This window comes from Streptomyces bacillaris (assembly GCF_003268675.1).
Taxonomy (GTDB): Bacteria; Actinomycetota; Actinomycetes; order Streptomycetales; family Streptomycetaceae; genus Streptomyces; species Streptomyces bacillaris.
The window spans coordinates 1052115-1075243 of sequence record NZ_CP029378.1 but is presented as its reverse complement, the minus strand read 5'-3'; the positions used below and the strand labels follow the sequence as shown (position 1 = coordinate 1075243).

Annotated in this window: 18 protein-coding genes and 1 pseudogene; 15 read left to right on the top strand and 4 right to left on the bottom strand. The window is 71.4% G+C overall.

The window, feature by feature from the left end:
* Positions 1-32: 32 nt before the first annotated feature.
* The 5 genes from DJ476_RS04440 to DJ476_RS04420 all read left to right on the top strand — a co-directional run bounded on the left by DJ476_RS04440 (position 33) and on the right by DJ476_RS04420 (position 3885).
* Positions 33-473, top strand: coding sequence for a DUF6278 family protein (locus DJ476_RS04440; protein ID WP_112489888.1), 441 nt, complete (start codon positions 33-35; stop codon positions 471-473).
* Between the two features lie 193 nt (positions 474-666).
* Positions 667-1410, top strand: a complete 744-nt coding sequence (locus DJ476_RS04435) for an amino acid ABC transporter ATP-binding protein (protein WP_103417600.1) — start codon at positions 667-669, stop codon at positions 1408-1410.
* 13 nt (positions 1411-1423) lie between these two features.
* Positions 1424-2359, top strand: a complete 936-nt coding sequence (locus DJ476_RS04430) for a glutamate ABC transporter substrate-binding protein (RefSeq protein ID WP_103417601.1) — start codon at positions 1424-1426, stop codon at positions 2357-2359.
* 15 nt (positions 2360-2374) lie between these two features.
* Complete coding sequence (locus DJ476_RS04425) at positions 2375-3019, top strand: amino acid ABC transporter permease (protein WP_103417602.1); 645 nt, start codon at positions 2375-2377, stop codon at positions 3017-3019.
* The gene (locus DJ476_RS04420) at positions 3016-3885 is read left to right on the top strand and encodes an amino acid ABC transporter permease (RefSeq protein ID WP_103417603.1); all 870 of its coding nucleotides are present in this window, start codon (positions 3016-3018) and stop codon (positions 3883-3885) included. Before DJ476_RS04425 ends, DJ476_RS04420 begins: the two co-directional genes overlap by 4 nt.
* 32 nt (positions 3886-3917) lie before the next feature.
* Here DJ476_RS04420 and DJ476_RS04415 read toward each other — a convergent pair whose 3' ends face one another.
* A complete protein-coding gene (locus tag DJ476_RS04415) occupies positions 3918-5513 on the bottom strand; it encodes a CocE/NonD family hydrolase (protein ID WP_103417604.1) in 1596 nt (531 codons plus the stop codon).
* Between the two features lie 181 nt (positions 5514-5694).
* On the bottom strand, positions 5695-6888 hold the full coding sequence (locus tag DJ476_RS04410) for a L,D-transpeptidase (protein WP_112489887.1): 1194 nt from the start codon (positions 6886-6888) through the stop codon (positions 5695-5697).
* Between the two features lie 450 nt (positions 6889-7338).
* Between DJ476_RS04410 and murJ the strand changes: the two genes are divergently transcribed.
* The 4 genes and pseudogenes from murJ to DJ476_RS04390 all read left to right on the top strand — a co-directional run bounded on the left by murJ (position 7339) and on the right by DJ476_RS04390 (position 14937).
* A complete protein-coding gene (murJ, locus tag DJ476_RS04405) occupies positions 7339-8934 on the top strand; it encodes a murein biosynthesis integral membrane protein MurJ (RefSeq protein ID WP_112492435.1) in 1596 nt (531 codons plus the stop codon).
* Between the two features lie 252 nt (positions 8935-9186).
* Positions 9187-12378: pseudogene (locus DJ476_RS35365) on the top strand (amino acid adenylation domain-containing protein); the annotation flags it as partial.
* Between the two features lie 190 nt (positions 12379-12568).
* Positions 12569-13960 carry a condensation domain-containing protein gene (locus DJ476_RS04395; RefSeq protein ID WP_112489885.1) on the top strand — a complete coding sequence of 464 codons (1392 nt, stop codon included), beginning with the start codon at positions 12569-12571 and terminating at the stop codon, positions 13958-13960.
* 17 nt (positions 13961-13977) lie between these two features.
* Positions 13978-14937, top strand: coding sequence for a KamA family radical SAM protein (locus DJ476_RS04390; protein ID WP_318294348.1), 960 nt, complete (start codon positions 13978-13980; stop codon positions 14935-14937).
* Here the strand turns inward: DJ476_RS04390 and vph are convergent.
* The gene (vph, locus tag DJ476_RS04385; RefSeq protein WP_112489884.1) at positions 14928-15791 is read right to left on the bottom strand and encodes a viomycin phosphotransferase; all 864 of its coding nucleotides are present in this window, start codon (positions 15789-15791) and stop codon (positions 14928-14930) included. The genes DJ476_RS04390 and vph overlap by 10 nt on opposite strands.
* A gap of 89 nt (positions 15792-15880) precedes the next feature.
* Between vph and DJ476_RS04380 the strand changes: the two genes are divergently transcribed.
* From DJ476_RS04380 to DJ476_RS04365, 4 genes are all read left to right on the top strand, one after another.
* Positions 15881-16900, top strand: a complete 1020-nt coding sequence (locus DJ476_RS04380) for a Rieske 2Fe-2S domain-containing protein (protein WP_162638615.1) — start codon at positions 15881-15883, stop codon at positions 16898-16900.
* A gap of 71 nt (positions 16901-16971) precedes the next feature.
* A complete protein-coding gene (locus DJ476_RS04375) occupies positions 16972-18276 on the top strand; it encodes an alkaline phosphatase (RefSeq protein ID WP_112492434.1) in 1305 nt (434 codons plus the stop codon).
* A 249-nt stretch (positions 18277-18525) separates the two neighbouring features.
* Complete coding sequence (gene ggt, locus DJ476_RS04370) at positions 18526-20343, top strand: gamma-glutamyltransferase (RefSeq protein WP_112489882.1); 1818 nt, start codon at positions 18526-18528, stop codon at positions 20341-20343.
* Between the two features lie 250 nt (positions 20344-20593).
* A complete protein-coding gene (locus tag DJ476_RS04365) occupies positions 20594-21466 on the top strand; it encodes a glycoside hydrolase family 75 protein (protein WP_112489881.1) in 873 nt (290 codons plus the stop codon).
* A gap of 70 nt (positions 21467-21536) precedes the next feature.
* Here DJ476_RS04365 and map read toward each other — a convergent pair whose 3' ends face one another.
* Positions 21537-22304, bottom strand: coding sequence for a type I methionyl aminopeptidase (gene map, locus DJ476_RS04360; RefSeq protein WP_103417630.1), 768 nt, complete (start codon positions 22302-22304; stop codon positions 21537-21539).
* Between the two features lie 73 nt (positions 22305-22377).
* Here map and DJ476_RS04355 point away from each other — a divergent pair, with 73 nt between their 5' ends.
* Both DJ476_RS04355 and DJ476_RS04350 read left to right on the top strand, forming a co-directional pair.
* Positions 22378-22719 (top strand): helix-turn-helix domain-containing protein, encoded by a 342-nt coding sequence (locus tag DJ476_RS04355; RefSeq protein ID WP_103417612.1) that lies wholly within the window; start codon positions 22378-22380, stop codon positions 22717-22719.
* A gap of 28 nt (positions 22720-22747) precedes the next feature.
* On the top strand, positions 22748-23128 hold the full coding sequence (locus tag DJ476_RS04350) for a PPOX class F420-dependent oxidoreductase (protein WP_103417613.1): 381 nt from the start codon (positions 22748-22750) through the stop codon (positions 23126-23128).
* Position 23129 lies beyond the last annotated feature (1 nt).

Here is a 23129-nt window from a genome sequence, read left to right as displayed (position 1 = left end):
GCGGAACCTGGCCAGGATGGGACCCTAGTGGTATGAACATCCCTTTCTTGGACAACTGGCGTAAGCGTCAGGGTGGTACGCAGGGCCACGGGCTCGCGTCCGCCGTCGAGGCTGATCCCGGCGGTGTGGCCGAACTGCTCGCCGAATGCGAACTGCTGCGTTCCCGGGCGGGGCGGCAAGGGCTCGAACTCGACGACACCCCGGCCTCGTTGGCCGCGCTCGACCAGCTCCAGCCCCGCTGGCGCGACGACCCCGAGGAGCTGCCCTGGCTGGGCAACGACGCCGGCCTCTACCTGGGCACCGTACTCGTGCGCACCGTTCCCGGCGCCGCGTGGGACGTCTGGCCGAACGGGCAGCCCGTGGTGCGGCTGGAGTCCGGGCGGGAGATCGACGTCGTCGCCGCCGGGCTGGACTGGGCCATGTCGGGCAGCCCCGAACTCTCGCAGGTCTACGCGGAGTCGGCCGAGAACTGACCCCGACGGAGGACGAGAACCGACCCTCCGTGGCGAGAACCGGACCCCCGGAGTGCGCCCCGCCCCCGGAAACTCATCTTCAAGAGAGATAAACAGCCTTATGCGCCATTGGCGCGTGTCGGGTGCGAAGTCCCTTTTCGGGATGGATAGTTTGCGCTGACCTCGACACAGCGACAAGTGGGTAGGGCAGCGCATGGCCGTCGATCCGTTGATCGAACTGAGGGACGTCAACAAACACTTCGGAGAGTTGCACGTACTTCAGGACATCAATCTCACCGTCGGCCGCGGGGAGGTGGTGGTGGTCATCGGCCCCTCCGGCTCCGGGAAGTCCACCCTCTGCCGGGCGGTCAACCGGCTGGAGGCCATCGAGTCCGGCGCCATCCTGATCGACGGCAGGCCCCTCCCCGAGGAGGGCAAGGGCCTCGCCCAGCTCCGTGCCGAAGTCGGCATGGTCTTCCAGGCGTTCAACCTCTTCGCCCACAAGACCGTGCTGGCCAACGTCTCCCTGGCCCAGATCAAGGTCCGCAAGCGCAAGAAGGAGGAGGCCGACCGGCGCTCCCGGGAGCTGCTGGAGCGGGTCGGCCTCGCCGCCCACGCCGACAAGTTCCCCGCCCAGCTCTCCGGCGGTCAGCAGCAGCGCGTGGCCATCGCCCGCGCCCTGGCCATGGACCCCAAGGCGCTCCTCTTCGACGAGCCCACCTCCGCGCTCGACCCGGAGATGATCAACGAGGTCCTCGAGGTCATGCAGCAGCTGGCCCGGGACGGGATGACCATGGTCGTGGTCACCCACGAGATGGGCTTCGCCCGGTCCGCCGCCAACCGCGTCGTCTTCATGGCCGACGGGCGCGTCGTCGAGGACCGCACCCCGGAGGACTTCTTCACCGCGCCGGAGAGCGATCGCGCCAAGGACTTCCTGTCCAAGATCCTCAAGCACTGACGGGGGGTTTCTCGTGTCGCGTACCAACAGTCTGCGCACCGGCCGCGGGCGTCGCACCGCCCTCGCCCTCGGCCTCCTGCTCACCGTCCTCGCCGCCGCCTGCGGCAAGGAGGGCAGCCCGCCCGTCAAGGGCCCCAAGTCCGAGGCGCTCCCCGTCTACCAGGTGGACCAGGGGTTCCAGCTGCCGGAATCGGCCACCTGGCGGAAGGCACAGCGCCGCGGCTATCTGATCGTCGGCGCCAAGGAGGACCAGCCCTACCTGGGCGAGAAGGACCCGGCCAGCGGGGTCTACTCCGGCTTCGACATCGAGATCGCCCGGATGATGGCGGCCTCGCTCGGCTTCGAGCCGAAGACCATCCGCTTCCGGACCATCGCCTCCGCCAACCGCGAGACGGCGCTCCAGAACGGCCAGATCGACTACTACGTCGGCACCTACACCATCAACGACATGCGCAAGAAGCTCGTGGGCTTCGCCGGGCCCTACTACATGGCCGGTCAGGGCCTGCTGGTGCGGACCGACGAGGACGACATCAACGGCCCCGAGGACCTGGCGGGCAAGACCGTCTGCTCGGCCGCCGGCACCACCCCCTACCAGCGCATCGCCGAGGAGTACCCCAAGGCGGTCCTGGTCGCGTACGACACGTACTCGGTCTGTGTCGACAACCTGCTGACCTACCAGGTCGATGCCGTCACCACCGACGACGCCATCCTCCTCGGCTTCGCCGCCAAGGCGCCGGACGAGATGAAGGTGGTCGGCAAGTCCTTCTCCGAGGAGCCGTACGGCATCGGCGTGGCGCGCTCCGACAACGCGCTGCGGTTCGCCCTCGACGACGCGCTGGAGGCGAACGAGAAGAACGGCAACTGGAAGAAGGCGTTCGAAGCGACGCTGGGCCTCTCCGGAGTGCCCGCGCCGACCCCGCCGCCCATCGACCGCTACCCGGCGAACTGAGGGGACGGCCCACCCATGGACGTACTGACAGAGAACTTCTCCCTCTACGGCAAGGGCTTCCTCGGCACCGTCGAGCTGACCGTCTACTCCTCGGCCCTGGCCCTCGCCCTCGGCTTCGTCATGGCCTCCTTCCGGGTCGCGCCCGTCGGCTCGCTGCGGGTGCTCGGCACGGTCTGGGTGACCGTGCTGCGCAACACCCCGCTGACGCTGCTCTTCTTCGCGGTCCTCCTCGGCCTGCCCCGCTTCGGGCTCGTCCTGCCGTTCCAGCTCTTCGCCGTCCTGGCGCTCGGCTGCTACACCTCGGCCTTCATCTGCGAGGTGCTGCGCTCCGGCATCAACACCGTGCCCACCGGACAGGGCGAGGCCGCCCGCAGCCTCGGGATGACCTTCGGCCAGACCCTGGGCACCGTCGTCCTGCCGCAGGCCTTCCGCTCGGTGATCCCGCCCGTCGGCTCGACCCTGATCGCGCTGGCCAAGAACTCGGCGATCGCCGGGGCGTTCAGCGTCACCGAGCTGCTCGGCACCTACCGGACGCTCAACGAGCTGGGCTACAGCATCATCTGGACGTTCATCTGGATCGCCGTCGGCTATCTGATCATCACCCTCACCATCAGTGCGCTCTTCAACGTGATGGAGAAGCGCTGGGGAGTCGCACGATGACCCACTCCGCCCCGACCGCCACCGCGCTCTACGACATCCCGGGGCCGCAGGCCCGCAGACGCCACCTGCTCTACGGGGTCGCCTCGACGGCCGTGATCCTCGCCCTCGTCGGCTGGATCATCTATCTCCTCTTCGACACCGACCAGTTCACCGCCGAGAAGTGGCGCCCCTTCCAGTACAAGGGCATCCAGGAACTGCTGCTGCGCGGACTCGGCAACACGCTCAAGGCGTTCGCGTACGCCGCCGTCCTCTCCCTCGCGCTCGGCGCGGTCCTCGCGGTCGGCCGGCTCTCCGTGCACCGCCCGGTGCGCTGGCTCTGCACCCTGCTGGTCGAGTTCTTCCGGGCCATGCCGGTGCTGGTGATGATCTTCTTCATCTTCGTGGCGCTGAAGGTGCACGCGCTGCCCGCCCTGGTCGCCGGACTGACCCTCTACAACGGCTCGGTCCTCGCGGAGGTCTTCCGGACCGGGATCAACGCGGTGGACCGGGGCCAGCGGGAGGCCGCGTACGCCCTCGGGATGCGCAAGACGCAGGTCATGACGTTCGTCCTCGCCCCGCAGGCGGTACGGGCGATGCTGCCGACCATCATCAGTCAGCTGGTGGTCGCGCTCAAGGACACCTCACTGGGATATCTGATCACCTACGAGGAATTCCTCCACGCGGGAAAGCTGATCGCGTCGAATCTCGACTACGATCTTCCCTTCATCCCTGTCGTGATGGTGATCTCTCCGATCTACATCGGCATGTGCATGTTGCTCTCGTGGTTCGCCACCTGGGTGGCGCGAAGGCAGCGGCGCAATCCGAGGACGGAGGCGGTGGGGGTGGCCCCGGCCGAGCCGGGGAAGCTGCTGCCGGGAGGCCAGTAGCCGAGCATGTCCCGCCCGGCAGCAGTCGGTGATCACTTCTCGCGCAGCGGGACCGAGAGATGACTCGGGTCCGAGGCGGGCGAGGAGAAGGTCAGCTGCGCGCCGGTCGGGTTGTGCTCGATGTACAGCGGATCGACGGTGTCGATCACCAGGGCGAGCCGGTGACCGGCCGGGACGTCGTAGGCCGTGGAGAACAGCTCCAGGTCGACGGCGAACGGCCGGCCCGGCGTCTGCCCGTGGAACGTGTACGGGGCGTTGCTGACCAGCTTCCCGATCCCGAGCGGCCCCACGTCGTACAGATACGCGACGAAGGTGCCGCTCGACTTGGTGCTGGTGACCGTGGTGTGCAGCTCGGCCGTGCCCCGGACGCGCTGCTCGGAGCCGTATCTCTCCGACTGCCAGACGCTTGCGAAGGTGCGCGGCAGAAGGGGTACGGAGACGGTGGGCGGCAGCTTCAGGAACTGGTCCAGCGCGTTGGAGAGCAGCGTGACGCCGCCGTTGGCGCCCGAATCGACGTTGGCCCACACCTTCTTCGTCCCGTCGAGCGCGATGCGGTTCTTCGCCGCGCCGACCGACTTCCAGTCGGCGTACCCCTCGTACCCCTTGTCCGTACGGGACTTGAGCTGGACCGGCGGTTCGGTGTCGATGCCGTTGCGCTCGTCCTTGAGGTAACGGTCGAACCAGCGGCGGGTGTTGGTCCAGGTGTCGTTGGGCAGCCCGAAGAGGCCGGTCAGTTCGGCGGTGGCGTGGTCGCCGGGGCGGAACTCCAGCCGCTTGGGGCCGGTGAGCTTCTCGTAGAACGAGGCGTACTGGTTGGGCGGGAAGATCGTGTCGCCCCAGGCGTTGCCCATGAGAATGGCCGCGCCGTTCGCGTTGATCCCGTCCAGGTGGGTGGCGGGGGAGCGCTTGGCGCCCCACGCGATCATCTCCGGCTCCTTGTCCAGCTTGGAGCCGAGGAAGTCCTTGAGCGTCTGCGAGAGTTCGTCGCTGGGACGGCCGGTGATCAGCCCGGCGCCGCCGAGCAGGGCGGCGGCCTGGAGGTGCTGGGTCCGGCCGCTGTAGATCGACTCGATGAGGTCGGCCCAGCCGCTCAGCGCGGCGACCGCCTTGATCCGGGGATCGTGCCCGGCGGCGAGCAGGCTGATGCCCGCCCCGTAACTCACCCCGCCCATGCCGATCCGGTCCGGGTCGGCCGAGGTGTTGGCGAGCGCCCAGTCGATGACGGCGGAGGCGTCCGCGATGTCCGGGGGACCGGCCACCTCGATCTTCCCGCCGGAGAGCCAGAAGCCGCGCGAGGTGTAACTCACCACCACGTAACCGGAGTCGGCGAGCTTCTGGGCCTGCGCCAGATACTCGATCTGCGGCATGGCCCAGCTGGTGGGGAAGACGATCAGCGGGTGCTTGGCCCCGGCCGGACCAGTGGCGGGCCGGAACACATTGCCCTTGAGCGTGATGCCGCCGGAGCCGGGGATGTCGTGGAACGTCAGCCCCGGCGCGGAGGCGCTCGCCTGGGCGGGGGCGGGCGCGGCCGCTGCCGCCGGAGCCGCGCCCAGGGCGGCTCCGGTCAGCAGGACGGCGGCGGTGGTGATCGAGGCGGTGGTGCGCAGAGCGGGTTTCGGACGTACCACGGGTCACTCCTCACGCGTGTCAGTGCAAAGTGACCCGACGGTAACCCCGGTTGTTTACCGCTGGTAACTACCGGGTGTGTTGCGTGAAGGTAACGATTGTTGGACGTGCCGTCAGTAGCCCCGCGGTGGTACGGAGGCGCCCGGCCCGCAGTGGTACGGAGACGCGTGCGCGGCCCGCGCGTCAGCGCAGCGCGCTCTTCGCCTGCCAGTCGGTCCACGACACGTTCCACGCCCCATAGCCGTTGCCCTCGGCGACCGTGCCCTTGGCATCGGCGCCGGTGATCTCGAACGGGTCGCCCACCCGCACCTGTCCGTAGAGCGCGGAGGCGTTGGCGTCGCTCATGCCGAGACAGCCCGAGCTGCGGTTGGCGTTGCCGAAGTAGGCCGCGTTCCACGGGGCCGCGTGGGCGTACATCCCCGACCAGGTCAGCCGCATCGAGAAGTCGACCATCTTGTCGTAGGCGTCCCCGAGCCCCACCGTCTCGGAGTTCATGTTGATCGTGCCCTCCTTCGACATCAGGACGGCCGTGCCCCGCCAGGAGGCCTTCTTACCGCCCGGGGTACCGGCCGACATCGGGATGTCCATGACCTGCTTGCCGTCGCGGTGCAGGGCGAGGCGGTGTCCGTCGAGGTCGACCTTGACCACCTGGGCCGCGCCGATGGTGAACGTCGTGAGGTAGTCACGGACGAACCAGCCACCGTCCGCGCCCGTGTCGATGCCGTTCAGCTCCGCCTTGAGCGTGACCTTCGTGCCGGGCTTCCAGTACTCCTTGGGCCGCCAGTCGACGCGGTCCTTGCCCGAGTGGTCCTGCAGCCAGCCCCAGGAGCCTTCGGTGTCGTTCGAGGTGGACACCTTCAGCCCCTTCTCCACCGCCGCCTTGTTCTTCACCGGGTGGTCGAAGACGATCGACAGCGGCTGGGCGATGCCGACCGTGGTGTTCTTGCCCGGCGCGAGCGTCAGCTTGTTCACCTTCTCCGCCTCGGCGGTCGTGAACGTCGCCCGGTCGCTGCCGCCGTCCGCGTCCTCGGCCTCGACCGTGTACGCGGTGCCCGGAGCGGCGACCCGCTCGGATATCCAGGTCCGCCCGTCGGCGGATATCTTCCCGGCCAGCGCCCCGTCCTTGCCCGCCGTCACCGACACCGTCTTCAGCTTCCCGTGCGCCAGCGTGACCTTCACGGGCTCACCCGGAGCCGCCGCCTCGCCGGTGAGGTTCACCGAGATGCTGGTCTCCGGGGCCTTGGCGTCCCCACCGGCCTGCGCGGCGGAACCGGCCGCTCCACCGCCCGAACAGGCCGTGAGCGAGGCGGCGAGCAGCGCCGCGGGGACGGCGGCCAGGGCGGTACGACGGCGGATGCGCGGGCGTGCGGAACTCAACGGAACAACCTCCAGGGCAGCAGGACTCGACAGATGAGAGGCGATTTCACCCCTGTGAGGTTCCGTCTCCTCCCCGCCGGGTTCCGCCGACGCCCCGCCCGACCGGCGCCGGGCCACGCGGAGTACCCTCCACCGTCGGCCAGAACTCGGACGTGGGAGAGACCTGTGGGCGTGACCGCCGAGCCCGAGGAGGCCGGAACACCGGACGGGGCGCGGATACCGGACGGATCCGGAAAGCCTGACGGGGGCGGTGTACGGGACGGATCCGGGAAGCCCAGGGAGACCGGTATACGGGACGGAGCCGGGAACCCCGACGGAACCGGCCGGTCCGAGGCGAGCGGTGTACGGGACGGGCCCGGGAAGCCCCGACCCGAAGAGGCGGCGACCACGGAGTCCGGCGCATCCGAAGAACCCCAGTCCCAAGCAGCGGCGCCCCTCTCCGCCTCCGTCCTGCGCAGCGGGGCGGTCATGGCGGCCGGGTCCGTCGTCTCCCGGGCCACCGGCTTCGTCCGCTCGGCGGTCGTCGTCGCCGCGCTCGGCACGGCGATGACAGCCGACGGCTACACGGTCGCCAACACCGTTCCCAACATCCTCTACATCCTCCTCATCGGCGGCGCGCTCAACGCGGTCTTCGTCCCCGAACTGGTCCGCGCCGCCAAGGAGCACGCCGACGGGGGAGTCGCGTACACCGACCGGCTGCTGACCCTGTGCACGGTCGGCCTGCTCGCCCTCACCGCGCTCGCCGTGGCGGCGGCGCCCCTGATCGTCGGCCTCTACACCGACTACGACGGCCGCCAGGCGGAGCTGACGATCGCGCTGGCCCGCTACTGCCTGCCGCAGATCCTCTTCTACGGGCTCTTCACCCTGCTCGGCCAGGTCCTCAACGCCCGTGGCCGGTTCGGCGCGATGATGTGGACCCCGGTCCTCAACAACGTCGTGATCATCGGGGTGTTCGGCCTCTACATCGCCGTCGCCGCGGACTCCGACGGCACCCTCTCCGACGCGCACGCCCACCTCCTCGGCTGGGGCACCACCGCCGGGATCGCCGTGCAGACGCTCGCCCTGATCCCCGCGCTGCGCGGTGCGGGGTTCCGCTGGCGGCCCCGGTTCGACTGGCGCGGCAGCGGGCTGACCCGCCCGATGCGCTCGGCCGGCTGGCTCGTCCTGCTGGTCCTCACCAACCAGCTGGCGTACTGGGTCGTCACCCGGCTCTCCACCACCACCCAGCAGCTCGCGCACGAGCAGGGCGTGGCGGGCGGCGCCGGCTACACCGCCTACAGCTACGCCTACCAGCTCTGGGTCGTCCCGCAGGGCATCATCACGGTCTCGCTGGTCACGGCGCTGATGCCCCGGATGAGCCGGGCGGCAGCCGACGGGGACCTCGCCGGGGTGCGGCGCGATGTCGGGTACGCCCTGCGGACCAGCGCCGCCGTCATCGTGCCCGCCGCCACCGCGTTCCTGGTCCTCGCACCCTGGGTGATCGGCTCGGTCTACGGGTACGGGCGCGCCACCGACGCCGACATCACGGTGATGGCCGGGATCATGATGGCCTTCGCCCCCGGGCTCATCGCCTTCTCCGGGCAGTACGTCCTCTCGCGCGGCTTCTACGCGATGAGCGACACCCGCACCCCCTTCCTGCTCAACCTGGTGGTCGCCGCCGTCAACGCGGGCCTCTCGGCCGCCGCCTTCTGGGTGCTGCCCGCCCGCTGGGCGGTGACGGGGATGGCCGCGGCGAGCACGGTGGCCTTCTGCACCGGCTTCGCCGTCACCGCGTACGTCCTCTCCCGCCGGGTCTCCGCCACCGGCCCGGGCCGCCTGCTGCGCTCACCCACCCTCGGCGCCCACCTCCGGCTGATCGCCGCCTGCCTGCCCGCCGGGGCGCTCGCCCACGCGGCGGCCCGCGCGGCCGAGGGCGCCGGGGACGTGGCGGCCGCCGGGGCGGGGACGCTCGTACTCCTGCTCACCGTGGTGCTGCTGGCCCGGCCGCTGAGGATCGCCGAGCTCACCGCGATGGTGGACGCGGGGCGGGCGCGGCTGCGGCGCTGAGCGTGGCCGCTGCCAGGAAGCGCATCGGCGGGTGCGGGGTGCGGCCCACGCTTGTTCCGGCGGCGTATGTTCCGACGGCGTAACGCTGTTGATCCTCTCGGCGGAGCCTGCCCCGCCGCCGAAGGAGGGCGCGGCGGACCGCCGAAAGTACCACCGTGCGCTGCGACGAAGGAACAATTGATCAGTACTCCCGGGCGCCCCCACCATGGAACGGCCGCAGCACGATGAGTCGATTGTCGGGAGTCTCCCTGTATGGACGCCTTACGCTATCCGCCTGCGCCGGAAGCACCGGCTGCCGAGGTACGGGCCGGTGCATGCCGTGAAGCGACCTTGCACGACCTTGTCGGCAGGCAGGCCGCAGCGACACCGGGGGCGACGGCCGTCGTCCATGACGGCAGGGAGCTGACCTTCGCCGAGCTGGACGAGCGCAGCACCCGGCTGGCGCACGAGTTGCGTGCCCTCGGGGTGCGGACGGAGACGCCCGTCGGAGTGATGCTGGAGCGAGATCTCGAACTGGTCGTCGCCCTGCTCGCTGTTCTCAAGGCCGGCGGGGCGTTCGTCCCGGTCGACCCGGCCTATCCGGCCGCGCGTATCCAGCACATGCTGGACGACTCCGGCGCACGGGCCGTCCTGTTGCGCGAACGCCTGCGGGACCGGTTGCCAGACGGCATGCGGGCGGGGGAGAGCCGGGTCGCGGTCGTCCCGGTCGACGGGGACGGGGCGCGGTTCGCACACCATCCGCTCACACCGGCCGGGGGCACGGCACGACCCGAGCACCTCGCCTACATCGTGTACACCTCGGGTTCGACCGGCCTGCCCAAGGGCGTGATGGTCGAGCACCGCGGGATCGTCAGCTACCTGCTGGGCATGCTGGAGCACTTTCCGATGGGACCGCAGGACCGGATGCTCCAGGCGACCTCGCTCTCCTTCGACGTGTCCGTGTACGAGATCTTCCTGCCGCTCCTCACCGGAGGCGCCACGGTGCTCCCCCTCGCCGGCAGCCACACGGACCCCCGCCATCTGAGCGCCCTCATCGCCGGACACGGCGTCACCTCCTTCCATCTGGTGCCCTCCCTGCTGCGGACGTTCGTGGACGGGGCCGACCCCCGGCGCTGTGCCGGGCTCCGCCGCATCTTCGTCAGCGGGGAGGCACTGGATCCCGCCCTGGTGGCCGATGTGCGCGAGCGTCTCGCGTGCGACCTGGTGAACCTCTACGGAGCAACCGAGGTCTCCGTCGACTCCACCTGGTGGACGGCTCCGCGCGACCGGCCGGACGCGCCGGTGCTGGTCGGGCGCCCGATGGCCCGTGCGACGTGCCATGTGCTGGACGAGGAGATGCGCCGGCTGACCGGCGGCGAGGTGGGTGAGATCTACCTGGGCGGGGCCAGCGTGACGCGTGGGTACCACGGGCGGGCGGCTCTGACCGCGCAGCGGTTCCTGCCCGACCCGTACGGGCCGCCGGGAAGCAGGCTCTACCGCACCGGTGACCTGGGCCGCTGGGAGGACGACGGCGAACTGCGGCTGCTGGGGCGCATCGATCACCAGGTGAAGCTGCACGGCCGCCGGATCGAACCTGCCGAGATCGAGGCGGCCATGACCGCCCATCCGCACGTCACCACGGCCGCCGTCATCGCCTCGGGCAGCGGCGAGCAGGCGGCCCTGACCGGATTCTTCACCGGCGCCGCGGTCGGCCCCGAGGAACTCCGTACGTTTCTGGGGCAGCGGCTTCCCGCAGGTCTCGTCCCGGCCCGGCTCGTCGTACTGGACACGTTGCCGCTCTCTCCCAACGGCAAGCTCGACCGGGCCGCACTGACCGAACGCGCTCGTCGGCACGGTGAACCCGAGGAGACAACGGCAGCCGCGCCCACCGATCCCCTCCTGCGCACCGTCCTGGGCGCCATGGCCGATGTGCTGGGCGGTACCCGTATCGCCCCGGACGAGAACTTCTTCGGCAAGGGCGGCAACTCCCTGCACGCGACCCGGCTCGTGGCCAAACTGCGTGCGGCGCTGGACTCCGAGATCGGTGTGCGTCTGGTCTTCGAGCACCAGTCCCCGGCCCAGCTCGCCGATGCGCTGCGCCCGCTCCTCGCGGCCGCCGGCGCCGACGCCGACGGTGGCACCGGGAGTACGGCGACGAGCGAACTGTCCTCCGCCCAGCACCGCATGTGGCTGTTGGCCCAGTCCTCGGAGACCCCCGCCGAGTACGCGGTGACCCTGGCCCTCCATCTGCGGGGTGCCCTGGACACCGAGGCGCTGGACCGGGCCGTGGACGCGGTCGTCCGGCGGCACGACTCGCTGCGCTCGTGCTTCCCCGAGAGGGACGGCGTCCCGGCTCGCGCACAGGCCCCGGCCGAGGGGCTGCGACTGAGGCACGCCGCGCCGGAGCCGGGCGGAGACCCGGACGAGGTGCTGCGGCGCGTGGTCCGTGAGCAGATACCCGGTCTCGACCTCGCGGCAGGGCCGCTCTTCCGACCGGTGCTGGTGCCGCTCGGAGCGGAAGAACACCTGCTCGTCGTCGTCCTGCACCACATCGTGGCGGACGGCTGGTCCGCCGAGCTGCTGCTGGAGGACATCGCGGCGCACTACAGGGCCAGGACGGCGGGAGAGCCCGGCCCGGTACACCCTGCCGTCAGCTACCAGCGCTATGTCGACATCGAGCGGCGCAACGAGCGCGACGGCGTCACCGACCGGCACCTGGAGTACTTCACCGCCGAGCTGCGCGGCATCCCCGACGAGGTGACCCTGCCGCTGGACCGCCCCCGGCCGCCTCAGCGCACCGGCCGAGGGGCCACTCTGCGGCTGGGGTTCGGGCCGCGCGGGGCCGACGCGGTGCGCCGGCTCGCCGCCACCCACCGCACCACCCCGTTCGTCATCCTGCTCGCCGGGCTGAGTGCCCTGCTCCACCGGGCCGGCGGCCACGAGGACGTGGTCATCGGCAGCGCGGTCGCCGGACGCTTCGACGCCGAGGTGGACGACCTCGTGGGCCTGTGCCTGAACTCGGTGGCGCTGCGCTGGCCGGTCGGCCCGGACACCCCCTTCGCCACGGTCGTGGAGCGGGCGGAGAACAGCCTGCTCGGCGCCATGGACCACTCCGCCGCGCCTTTCGCGCGGGTCGTCGAGAAGCTGGGAGTACGGCGCGACCCACGGCGCACCCCCGCCTTCCAGGTCATCGCGCTGTACGACGACGTGCCCGACGCCGTCGAACTGCCGGGCCTGGCCGCGCGCGTGCTGGAGACGGACGACGGCTCCGCACAGTGCGACGCGCTCTTCACCTTCCGCCCGCCGACGGAACACGGCATGCCGCTGAGCATCGAATTCAGCACGGACATCTTCGAGGACACGACCGTCCACTGCTGGGCGGAGCAGTTGGAGACCCTGCTCGTCGCGGCCGCCCACGCGCCCGGGACCGCCGTGGCCCGGCTGCCGCTGCTGACCGACGCCGCGCTGAACGCCCTGCTGGAGTCGGGGGAAGGGCCGGTACGGGATCTGCCGGCCGATCCCACGCTGACCGGCATGTTCGCCCGCCAGGTGGCCCTCACACCGGAGCGCACCGCCCTCACCTGGCGGACCGCCACGGGGGAGAGCAACCGCATGAGTTACGCGGAGCTCGACGAGCGCTCCTCGCGCCTCGCCCATGCCCTGCGCGAACACGGGGCAGGCGGGGCGCGCCGATTTCCAGGTCCAGTTGCGCGGGCACCGCATCGAACCCGGCGAGATCGAGAGCGTGCTGTGCGAGCAGCCGGGGGTGAGCGTCGCGGCGGTTCTGGTCCGCAGGGCGGAGAGTCCGGAGGCCGCGCACCTCGTCGCCTACGCGGTGCGGTCCGAACCGCCGTACGGTACGGACCCGCGGCTGCGGGCCAAGCTGGCCGAGCGGCTGCCGGCCTATATGGTTCCCACCGCCGTCGTCACGCTCGACGCGCTGCCGCTGACGCCCAATGGCAAGCTGGACCGTGCGGCGCTGCCCGCAACAGCGGGCGCGGAGGCCGCCGGGCCGCCGGCACACGGAGGGGAAGGCGCGCCGTCGCTCGACGGAGACCGGGAGCCGGCCCTCGCGGGCATCTGGCGAGAACTGCTGGATGTGGCCGAGGTGGGCCCCGGGGACAACTTCTTCAGCCTGGGGGGACACTCGCTGCTGGTGGCCACCCTGGCCGCGCGGGTCCGTGCCGAACTCGGTGTCAGAGCGCCCCTGACGCTGTTCCTGCGCCATCCGGTGCTGCGAGAGCTGGCCGCCGCCCTGCCCGGGCCGGAGAACGCCGGGTCCCCTGACGCCGACGGTCTGCGGCCACGCGGCACCGGCAGGGCGCCGCTGTCCGCCGCGCAGCGCCGGATCTGGCTCGAGGAACAGATGTGGCCCGGCACCGCCGCGTGCACCGTCCCGGAGGCGTTCCTGCTGCGCGGTCCGCTGGACGAGGCGGCCTTCGAAGCCGCGCTGGACGAGCTGCTGAGCCGCCACGACTCCCTGCGAGGCCGGGTGGAGGGAGCCGAGCACCCCGAGCTGGTGGTGGAGCCCCGGTCCTCGGTGGGGCTCCTGCGGTCCGATCTGCGGGGAGCCGGCGAAGCGGCGGTACGTGGCCTTCTGGAGCAGGCGGGGCGCCGGGTCTTCGATCTCTCGGGTCCCTTGGTCGAGACCACGCTGGCCCGGACCGGCGACGAGGAGTGGGTGTTCCTGTTCACCGCACACCACTTGATCGTCGACGGCTGGTCCTTCGACATCCTGTGGCGGGACCTGGAGGCCCTCTACCGTCTGCATGCCGGGGGGAGCGGCCCACGCCCGGCTCCACCACAGCTCGCCTACACCGACTTCGCGCGGTGGGAGAACGAACGCGTCGCCGCCGATGCCCATCGGCCGCACCTCGACTTCTGGCGGCAGGAACTGGCCGGCCTCCCGCCCGGCACCGGGCCCTCGGCCGCCGACGGTGCCGCACGGGAGGGAGAGCGTGTGACCGTACGGCTGGGGGCGAGCTCTCGCAGCAACTGCGTCTGTGCGCAGCCGGCCTGGGCGTCACGCCCTTCGTCCTCACCCTGACGGCGTTCGCGCTCGCCGTGACCTCCGAGGACCCCGCCGAGCGGGTGATCGGCATCGAGGTCGCGGGCCGGGCCGACCACCGCCTCGCCGATGTCGTGGGGGTGGACAAGCAGCGGCTGCGGTTGCGCCCGGCGGACCGGCAGGAGGCGATCCTCGGACACCTCCGTCGTACCCCCGGCGTCCGTGACGTGGTGGTCTCCGGCGGAGACGTGGCCAACGTGCCCTGGCCGCGCCTGGAGTCGTTCCTCATGCGGCTGCTGGAGATCGACTCCGTCCGCGACATCCGGCTGGCCAGCAAGGCCCTGGTGGGACTGCCCCAGCACTGGCTCCAGCCGAAGGTCGTGGCCGGCCTCCAGAGGGTCGCCGGGGTCGCCGCGGAGCGGGGCGTCCACCTGGCCGTCCACACCCACGCCAACCACGCCCGGTCGGTGACGCCTTCGGTGGCCGAGGCCACCCGGGCGCTGCTCGGCGCCGGGGTTCGTGACGTCCGCAATCAGGGCGTGCTGATGCGGGGGGTGAACGACAGCGCGGCCGCCCTGCTGGACCTCTGCTTCGCCCTTCAGGACGAGGCGGGCATCCTGCCGTACTACTTCTACATGTGTGACATGGTGCCCGGCGCCGAGCACTGGAGGACCTCGCTCACCGAAGCACAGGAACTCCAGCACGCCATCATGGGCTATCTGCCCGGCTACGCGACTCCGCGCATCGTCTGCGACGTGCCGTACGTCGGCAAGAGGTGGGTGCACCAGGCCGTCGAGTACGACCGGGAGCGCGGTATCTCCTACTGGACGAAGAACTACCGGACCCGCGTCGAGTCCGACGACCCCGAGGCGCTGACCCGCCGCTACCCCTTCTACGACCCGCTGTCCACGCTGCCCGAGAAGGGGTGGCGCTGGTGGGAGAAGCAAGCCACCGCCCAGGAGCGGCGGGAATGCGCCCAGTCCCGCCGGCTCCCGGTGCGCCGGGCCTACCGATAGCCGGTGAGGCCGTCGGCCAACTCCTCCTCATCACCGTCGCGCTGAGCGTAGAGGGCCTGCTGGAGGGCGAAGGTGCCGCGGATCGCGGTGATCCGCCCGGCTGTTGCCTCGTCGTCCCAGCCGCCGAGCGTGAGCACCCGCTTCAGCAGCGTGTCGCCGTAGCTGGCCCCGACGGCGGCCAGGTCCTCGGCCGGGTCGCCGATCGTGACGTCGTCCCAGTCGATGACGCCGCTCAGCCGCGGTACACCGTCAGAGGTCTCCCACAGGACGTTCTCACCGCCGAGATCCCCGTGGACCACCGCGGAGGCGAGAGGAGGGAGGCCGTCGAGCGCGGCCAGCTCGCCCTCGGCGCGCTTGCGGCCACTGTCGGACATCAGCGGGAACAACTCGGCGCGCACACCCGCCGCGAACTCCTGCCACTGGGTCTCGGGGGCCCGGGGGAGCGCGGCCCGCACCCCCTCGTCCCCGCCCGCGGCGGCGAGCCCGGACAGGAGCGCGGCGAACTGGGCCGCGGCCGCTTCGGCAACCTCGGGGCTGTCGAGCGCCTCGCCCTCCAACGGAGCCCCGGGGATCCGGCTCAGCACCAGGTAGGGCGGTTCGTCCGTACCCGGAGCGCCGCCCTCGGCGAGCGGGCGCGGGGTGAGGAAGCCGAGGTCGAGTCCGGCGAGGGCGCGCAGTACGGCTGCCCGCGCGGGCAGCCGTTCCGAGGCGGCCTCGGTACGGGCGAAGCAGACCACCTGCTCCGAGCCGATCACCACGTGATGGAACTGCCCCTGGAGGAGGCTGAGTTCGCTTTCCTTGTCGTCGGGGAGGAGGCGGTTCAGCAGGTGGCGATGCGTCTCAATGATTCCCATGGCGGATGAAATCTCCACTTCTCAGGCCTTCGCAAGCTCTCTATCGATGAGCGTTGACGTGCTGAATCATCTGAAGCAGGGGTATGACGATGGATCCGGTCGAGTACGAAATGCTGCGGCACATGTGGTTCCCGGTCGCCCGGGTCGCCGACCTCGCGAACGGCGTCGCGAGCGGCAGCATTCTCGGTGAAGAACTCGTGGTGTACGGAGACGGGGGCTCCGTCACGGTCGCGGAGGGCTTCTGCCCGCACCGCGGTGTGGTACTGCGACTGGGACGGCTGCATGAAGGCGCTCTGGAATGCCCTTACCACGGCTGGCTCTTCGAAGCGGGGAGCGGGCGGTGCACGAGCGTTCTCTCGTTGCCGCCGGGCAGGAGCAGGCCGCACGCCGTGCTGCGCACCTATCCCGCCGAGATCGCCTACGGCTTGGTGTGGAGCTGCCTCGACGACCCCTTCCTTCCGCTGCCGCGGCTGCCCGAGTACGTCGACGAGACCTGGCAGCTCGGCGCGGGTGAGCCGTACACCTTGAGCTGCGGTATGCGGCAACTGACCGAGAACTTCCGGGACAAGGCCCACTTCCCCTTCGTGCACGCGGACACGATGGGGGAGGTGGACAAGGTGGTGGAGTCCTACCGCATCGCGCGGGACGGCTGGCGTCTCGGCTGGTCCTCCCGGCTGGGCTCCGAAGGGCTTCCCGAGGAACTCGCCGAGGAGTTCAGCCACCGGCTGGACTACCGGATCACCCTTCCGATGTGCGCGTCCATCTGTGTCTCCTCCCCGTCCGGCGGGCGTCGGCTGGTCGCACAGCTGGCCACGCCGGTGTCGGCGGACGGGCTGCGCGTACGGCAGTTCTGGCTGGCGGGCACGGACGCGGTGTCCTGCCCGCTTCCGGAGAGGCCGTTTACCGGCCCGTCGGGCGTTACTTCCCGGGGTGTTTCCAGGCTGCTATACGAGACACTTCGGGTCAGATTTGAGGGTGGCCGAGATGGGTGCTTGACATTGCGTGCAAGGAGGTGGCTCATTCGCGGTTCTTTTCTCGCTCCAATTCAGGAAACGGCAAGGGTGGATATAGCTCATCGCTATTATTTCGTCAATGGAGGTTTAGTGTGAAGAAATACGCGGTACGCGGGAGCGCCCCTTAGACTCGGGGGGTGTTCGGGGCCGCGCTGCTCACGGCGGCGATGGCCGGGCTTGCTGCCGCGGCGGCCGGAACCGGCGCGGGTGCTCCGCCATCGGCGGCCGCCGCCGATACGCCCGCGGCGCGCAACGTGATCCTGCTCGTCGGTGACGGAATGGGGGACTCCGAGATCACCCTCGCCCGCAACTACACGGTGGGCGCGGGCGGCAGGCTCCACATGGACCGGTTCCCGATGACGGGGACGTACACCACCTACTCCGTCGACAAGGAGGGGCAGCCCACCTACGTCACCGACTCGGCGGCGAGCGCCACCGCTTGGGCCACCGGCCGCAAGACGGTCAACGACCGGTTGTCCAAGACGCCGGGCAGCGACCGTGCCGTCCCGACGATCCTGGAGCTCGCCCAGCGCGGCGGGTTCGCCACCGGCAGTGTCACGACCGCCGCACTCACCGACGCCACGCCTGCCGCCCTGGCCGCACATGTCATGGACCGCAGTTGTCAGGGCCCCGCCGACATGGCGCTGTGCCCGGCGGACACCCGGGGCGAGGGAGGTCCCGGATCCATCGCGGAGCAGACGGTAGCCCGCCGTGTCGACGTCCTGCTCGGCGGCGGCAGGGAGCGCTTCGAACAGACCATCACGGAAGGCCCCGAGCGTGGTGCCACCGTGCTGCACCGCGCCCGACAGCGCGGCTACCAGGTGATCACGGAGGCCGAGGGCCTCGACGCCGTACGCCCCGGGCGGCCGGTGCTCGGCCTGTTCGCGGCGGAGGCCCTGCCGGTCGAGTGGACCGGCAAGCCCGCCGCGCCGGCCGGTACGGCGCCTCAGCGCTGCGTTCCCGCCGACCCCGGACGCGGCCCGCGGATTCCGAGCCTCGAAGCGCAGACCCGCAAGGCGATCGAACTGCTGGAGGCCGGGGCGAGGCAGAAGGGGCAGGGCAAGGGCTTCTTCCTCCAGGTCGAGGGAGCCTCCATCGACAAGCAGAACCACGACGCCGACCCCTGTGGTCAGATCGGTGAGACGGTTGCCTTCGACCGCGCCGTCAAGGCCGCCAGGGAGTACGCAGTGCGGCACCCCGACACCCTGGTCATCACCACCGCCGACCACGGGCACAGCAGTCAGATCGTGCCGCTCGCGGCCAGGCCCGCCGGGCTGTCCGCGACGCTGATCACGGACGAGGGCGCCTTGATGAAAGTCAGCTACGCGACGCACGCGGGGGAGGAGGGCCAGGAACACAGCGGTGTCCAGGTGCGTGTCGCCGCCGAGGGCCCGCACGCCCACCGGGTGCTCGGTAGTGGGGACCAGACCGAACTCTTCACCACGCTCCGGCTGGCGCTCGGCCTGCGCTGACCGGCACTGCCGAGATCCAGGCCTCATTCCCGGTCGGCTCCGGTGTCCCAGGGCGTCACCCCTGACCCCATGAAGTGCACCCCGTGGACAGGGAATGGGGCAGCCGGAGCCGGTCGCGTGACGAACTGCGCACGTCGTCCGTCACGGCCGGGCATGTTATCGGTCATTCGGGTAACCGTTCGAGGCGGTCCTGACGATCCGGGTGCCCGCGGGCTAGCCTGCGCGGAGATCCGTTGACTGGAGGTTCGTATGCGCCGTTCCGTCGGCCGGAACACATCGATAGTGGCCGCCCTGGCCGTGGTCGCCTCGCTCGGGGCCGCCGCTCCCGCGGGCTCCGCGACCCCCGCCCACCGGGCTCCCGTCCCGCCCAAGTCCCCGGTGGCTGTGGGGTACGGGGGAGCGGTGGCCAGTGTCGACCGGGACGCCTCGGCGGCCGGGATCGAGGTGCTGCGCAAGGGCGGCAACGCGGTGGACGCGGCCGTGGCGACCGCCGCCGCGCTCGGGGTGACCGAGCCGTACTCGGCGGGCATCGGCGGCGGGGGCTACTTCGTCCACTACGACGCGGAGAAGCGCACCGTCCGGACCATCGACGGCCGCGAGACCGCACCCCGCAGCGCGGACGCCTCCCTCTTCCTGGAGGACGGCAAGCCCATCCCGTTCGAGGAGGGCGTCACGAGCGGCCTCTCCGTCGGCACCCCGGGCACCCCCGCCACCTGGGAGCGGGCGCTCGACGCCTGGGGCACCAAGTCCCTTCGGACGCTGCTGAAACCGGCCGAGCGCCTGGCGCGGGACGGCTTCGTGGTGGACGAGACCTTCCGCTCGCAGACGGCCGCCAACCAGGCCCGCTTCGCCGACTTCCCGGCCTCCGCGAAGCTGTTCCTCCCCGGCGGCCAACTCCCGGCCGTCGGCTCGGTGTTCAAGAACCCCGACCTGGCCCGTACGTACGAGAAGCTCGGCCGCAAGGGTGTGGGCGAGCTGTACCGGGGCGAGTTGGCCGACGACATCGTCCGTACGGTCCGCAAGCCGCCGGTCGACCCGAAGGCCACCCGGACCGTCCGCCCCGGCGACCTCACCCGGGGCGACCTCGCCGCCTATCGCACCCTCCAGCAGCCCCCGACCAAGGCCGGCTACCGGGGCCTGGACGTCTACGGCATGGCGCCCTCCTCGTCCGGCGGCACGACCGTGGGCCAGGCGCTCAACATGCTGGAGCCCACCGACCTCTCCCGGGCGAGCGAGACCCGATACCTCCACCGGCTCATCGAGGCGAGCCGCATCGCCTTCGCCGACCGGGGACGCTGGGTGGGCGACCCGGCCTTCGAGGACGTCCCCACCAAGGAGCTGCTGAGCCAGCGGTACGCCGCCTCGCGCTCCTGCCTGATCAAGGACGACGCGGTGCTGACCAGCCCGGTCGCGCCCGGCGACCCGCGCAACCCGGGCCGCTGCGGCGGTGGTGGTACGGCGGCGCCGACGACGTACGAGGGGGAGAGCACCACCCACCTGACGACGGCCGACAAGTGGGGCAACGTCGTCTCCTACACCCTCACCATCGAGCAGACCGGCGGCAGCGGCATCACCGTCCCCGGGCGCGGCTTCCTCCTCAACAACGAGCTGACCGACTTCTCCTTCGCCCCGGCCAACCCGGCCGTCCACGACCCCAACCTGCCGGGCCCGGGCAAGCGCCCCCGCTCGTCGATGTCCCCGACCATCGTGCTCGAGGACGGCAGGCCGGTCCTCGCCCTCGGCTCGCCGGGCGGCGCCACGATCATCACGACCGTGCTCCAGTCCCTGACCGGCCACCTCGACCGCGGGCTGCCGCTCGTCGAGGCGCTCGCCGCCCCGCGCGCCAGCCAGCGGAACGCGGCCACCACCGAGATCGAGCCGGGGCTCTGGAACAGCCCGGTCCGCGGCCGGCTCGAAGCGCTCGGTCACGCCTTCCGGCAGAACCCGGAGATCGGCGCCGCCACCGCCGTACAGCGGCTGCCCGACGGGCGCTGGCTCGCGGCGGCGGAAAAGGTGCGGCGGGGCGGAGGCTCGGCCATGGTGGTCCAGCCGGGCGGCATGAGCTGACCCGGCCTCGTGGGGCCGCCGTGCGAGGCGGTCCCACGAGGCAGCTTCCCCGAGTTCCCTGAGTTCCTGATGTTCTCGGAGTTCTCGGAGTTCTCGAAGGTTTCGCAGAAGGGGCGGCCGGGCGGGCCGTACGCGGAGACGCCGCGTACGGCCCGCCCGGCCGCCGGGGGAGGGAGCGCCGGCGAACCCGTGCCGGCAGAGGAGGGGCCCGGACGGGTCTCTCCGGTCGACTGGAAGGGCCGTCCCCACGATGCGCACCCGAACGTTCGCTCTGACCGCCGTCTCCTCCGCCGTGTGCGGCGCCGCCCTGCTCGGGCCCGCGGCACTGCCCGCCACCGCCACGCCCCACAGGCCCGCACCGGACACCTCGCCGGGGGAGCGCGCCGGCCTCCTGCCGGACGCGTGGGCGGGCGACGGCCTCGCGGACCCGGCTCCGGGCGTCCCGGCCGACGCGACGGTGGATGCCCCGGCCGAGGTCACGGCGGACGCCCGAACCGATGCCACGGCGGACGCCCGGGCCGATGTTCCGGCCGACGACGCCCCCGTGACCGCCGAGGAGCTGCTCGCGGAGGTCCGCTCCTGCCGGCAGATCTCCCAGGGCAAGTACCGTACGGACGCCAACATCGCCAAGGCCACCGTTCCCGTCTGCGCCACCAGCGATGCCGTCTTCTGGAAGGCGGACATGGACATCGACTGCGACGGGCGGCGGACGAAGGTCTGCAACAAGAAGACCGACCCCTACTTCCAGCCGCAGACCGCCTTCACCAGCTCGCGCGGCAAACCCCTGGACTCGGCCGCGCTGCCGTTCGTGGTGGTACCGGCGCCGAGCCGTACCTGGGACTACCGGAAGTCCGGGCTGACCGGCGGCAGCGTCGTCGCCGTGATCTACGAGGGCAGGGTGCGGTACGCCGTCATCGGTGACACCGGGCCCGCCGGGATCATCGGGGAGGGCTCGTATGCCCTGGCCGAGGAGCTGTCCATCGACCCCCACCCGACGACGGGCGGGGCCGCGTCCGGCGTCACGTACATCGCGTTCAAGGACTCCCGGATCTCCCCGATCGAGAGCCGCGCCACGGCGGAGAGCAGGGGCGAGGAGCTGGCGAGGGCGTTCGTCGGGCGCTGAGCGGCCCGGGGCCTCTGCGAACCCCGGGGCCTCTGCGGGATCCGGGGGTTCCGAGCGACCTGAGCGCGGATCAGAGTGCGGTGAGCACGCGGGGGCCGTCGTCCGTGATGGCCACCGTGTGCTCGGCGTGCGCGGCCCGGCTGCCGTCGGTCGTCCGCAGGGTCCAGCCGTCCGGGTCGTGGCGGAACTCGTCCAGGCCGCCCGCGAGCAGCATCGGCTCGATGGCGAGGACCATCCCGTGGCGCAGCGGCATACCGCGTCCCGGGCGGCCCTCGTTCGGCACGGACGGGTCCTCGTGCATCGAACGGCCGATGCCGTGGCCGCCGTGGCCGTCGAGGATGCCGTAGCCCGCCGCCCGGCAGACCTTGCCGATGGCGTGGGCGATGTCCCCGATCCGGTTGCCGACGACGGCCGCGCCGATGCCCGCCGCCAGGGCGGCCTCCGCCGTGGCGATCAGCCGGGTGTCGGCGGGGCGGGGCTCGCCCACGGTGAAGCTGACCGCCGCGTCGCCCGCCCAGCCGTCGAGCAGGGCGCCCGCGTCCACGCTGACCAGGTCGCCGTCGCGCAGGGGTTCGGCGGAGGGGATGCCGTGGACGACGGCGTCGTTGACGGAGACGCAGATGACGGCGGGGAAGGGGGTGGGCGCGAAGTGCGGCTTGTAGTCGAGGAAGGGGGAGGCGGCCCCCGCCTCGCGCAGCACCTCGCGGGCCGCCTCGTCCAGCTCGCGGGGGGTCACGCCGACCGCCGCGACCTCCCGGGCGCGGGTCAGGATCTGGGCGACGACCCGGCCGGAGTCGCGCATGGCCTCGATGGATGTGTCGGTCTTGATGTGCACCATGCCCATTACTATACCGGTCGAAGCGGTATAGTAATGACGGTATAAGAATGGTGGGGCGTAGTAGAGTGGGGCCATGGTCCGCACCCCTCTCACCCCCGAAGAGCGCCTCCGCGGCGAACGTCTCGGGCGCCTCCTGCGTGAGGCGCGCGGGGAGCGCAGCATGGTCGCCGTCGCGGCGAGCGCGGGAATCTCCGCCGAGACCCTCCGCAAGATCGAGACCGGCCGCGCCCCCACCCCCGCCTTCTTCACGGTCGCCGCGCTGGCCGGGGCCCTCGGCCTCTCCCTGGACGAGCTGCTCGGCCGCTGCGGACCGGAGGGCACGGCGGCCTCCGGGCCTGCCCGGTCCGCCGGATCCGTCGGTTCGGCCCGATCCGCCGGACCGGTCGAACCCGCCGTCGTCCCCCTGATCGCGTAACGGCCGTGCGGTGCGTAGGGTCGCGTCCGTGACTCTCCAGGACTTCGAGCGCAGCGAATACGTCAGCCTGACCACGTACCGGAAGGACGGCACGCCCGTCGCCACGCCCGTCTGGGCCGCTGTCGACGGCGAGGTGCTGTACGTCTGGACCCGCTCCGACTCGTGGAAGGTCAAACGGCTCCGGAACAACACCGCCGTCACCGTCACCGTCTGCGATGTGCGCGGCCGGATCGCGGAGGGCGCCCCGAGCGCCGTGGGCACCGCGCGCCTCCTCGACGCTGCGGAGACGCGCGCGGTACGCAAGCTGCTCGCCCGCAAGTACACCTGGAAGTTCTGGCTCGTCGACTGGCCCGCCACCGTCGCCCGCCTCGGCAAGCGCCCGCACACCGGGATCGCCGTCACCTTCTGAG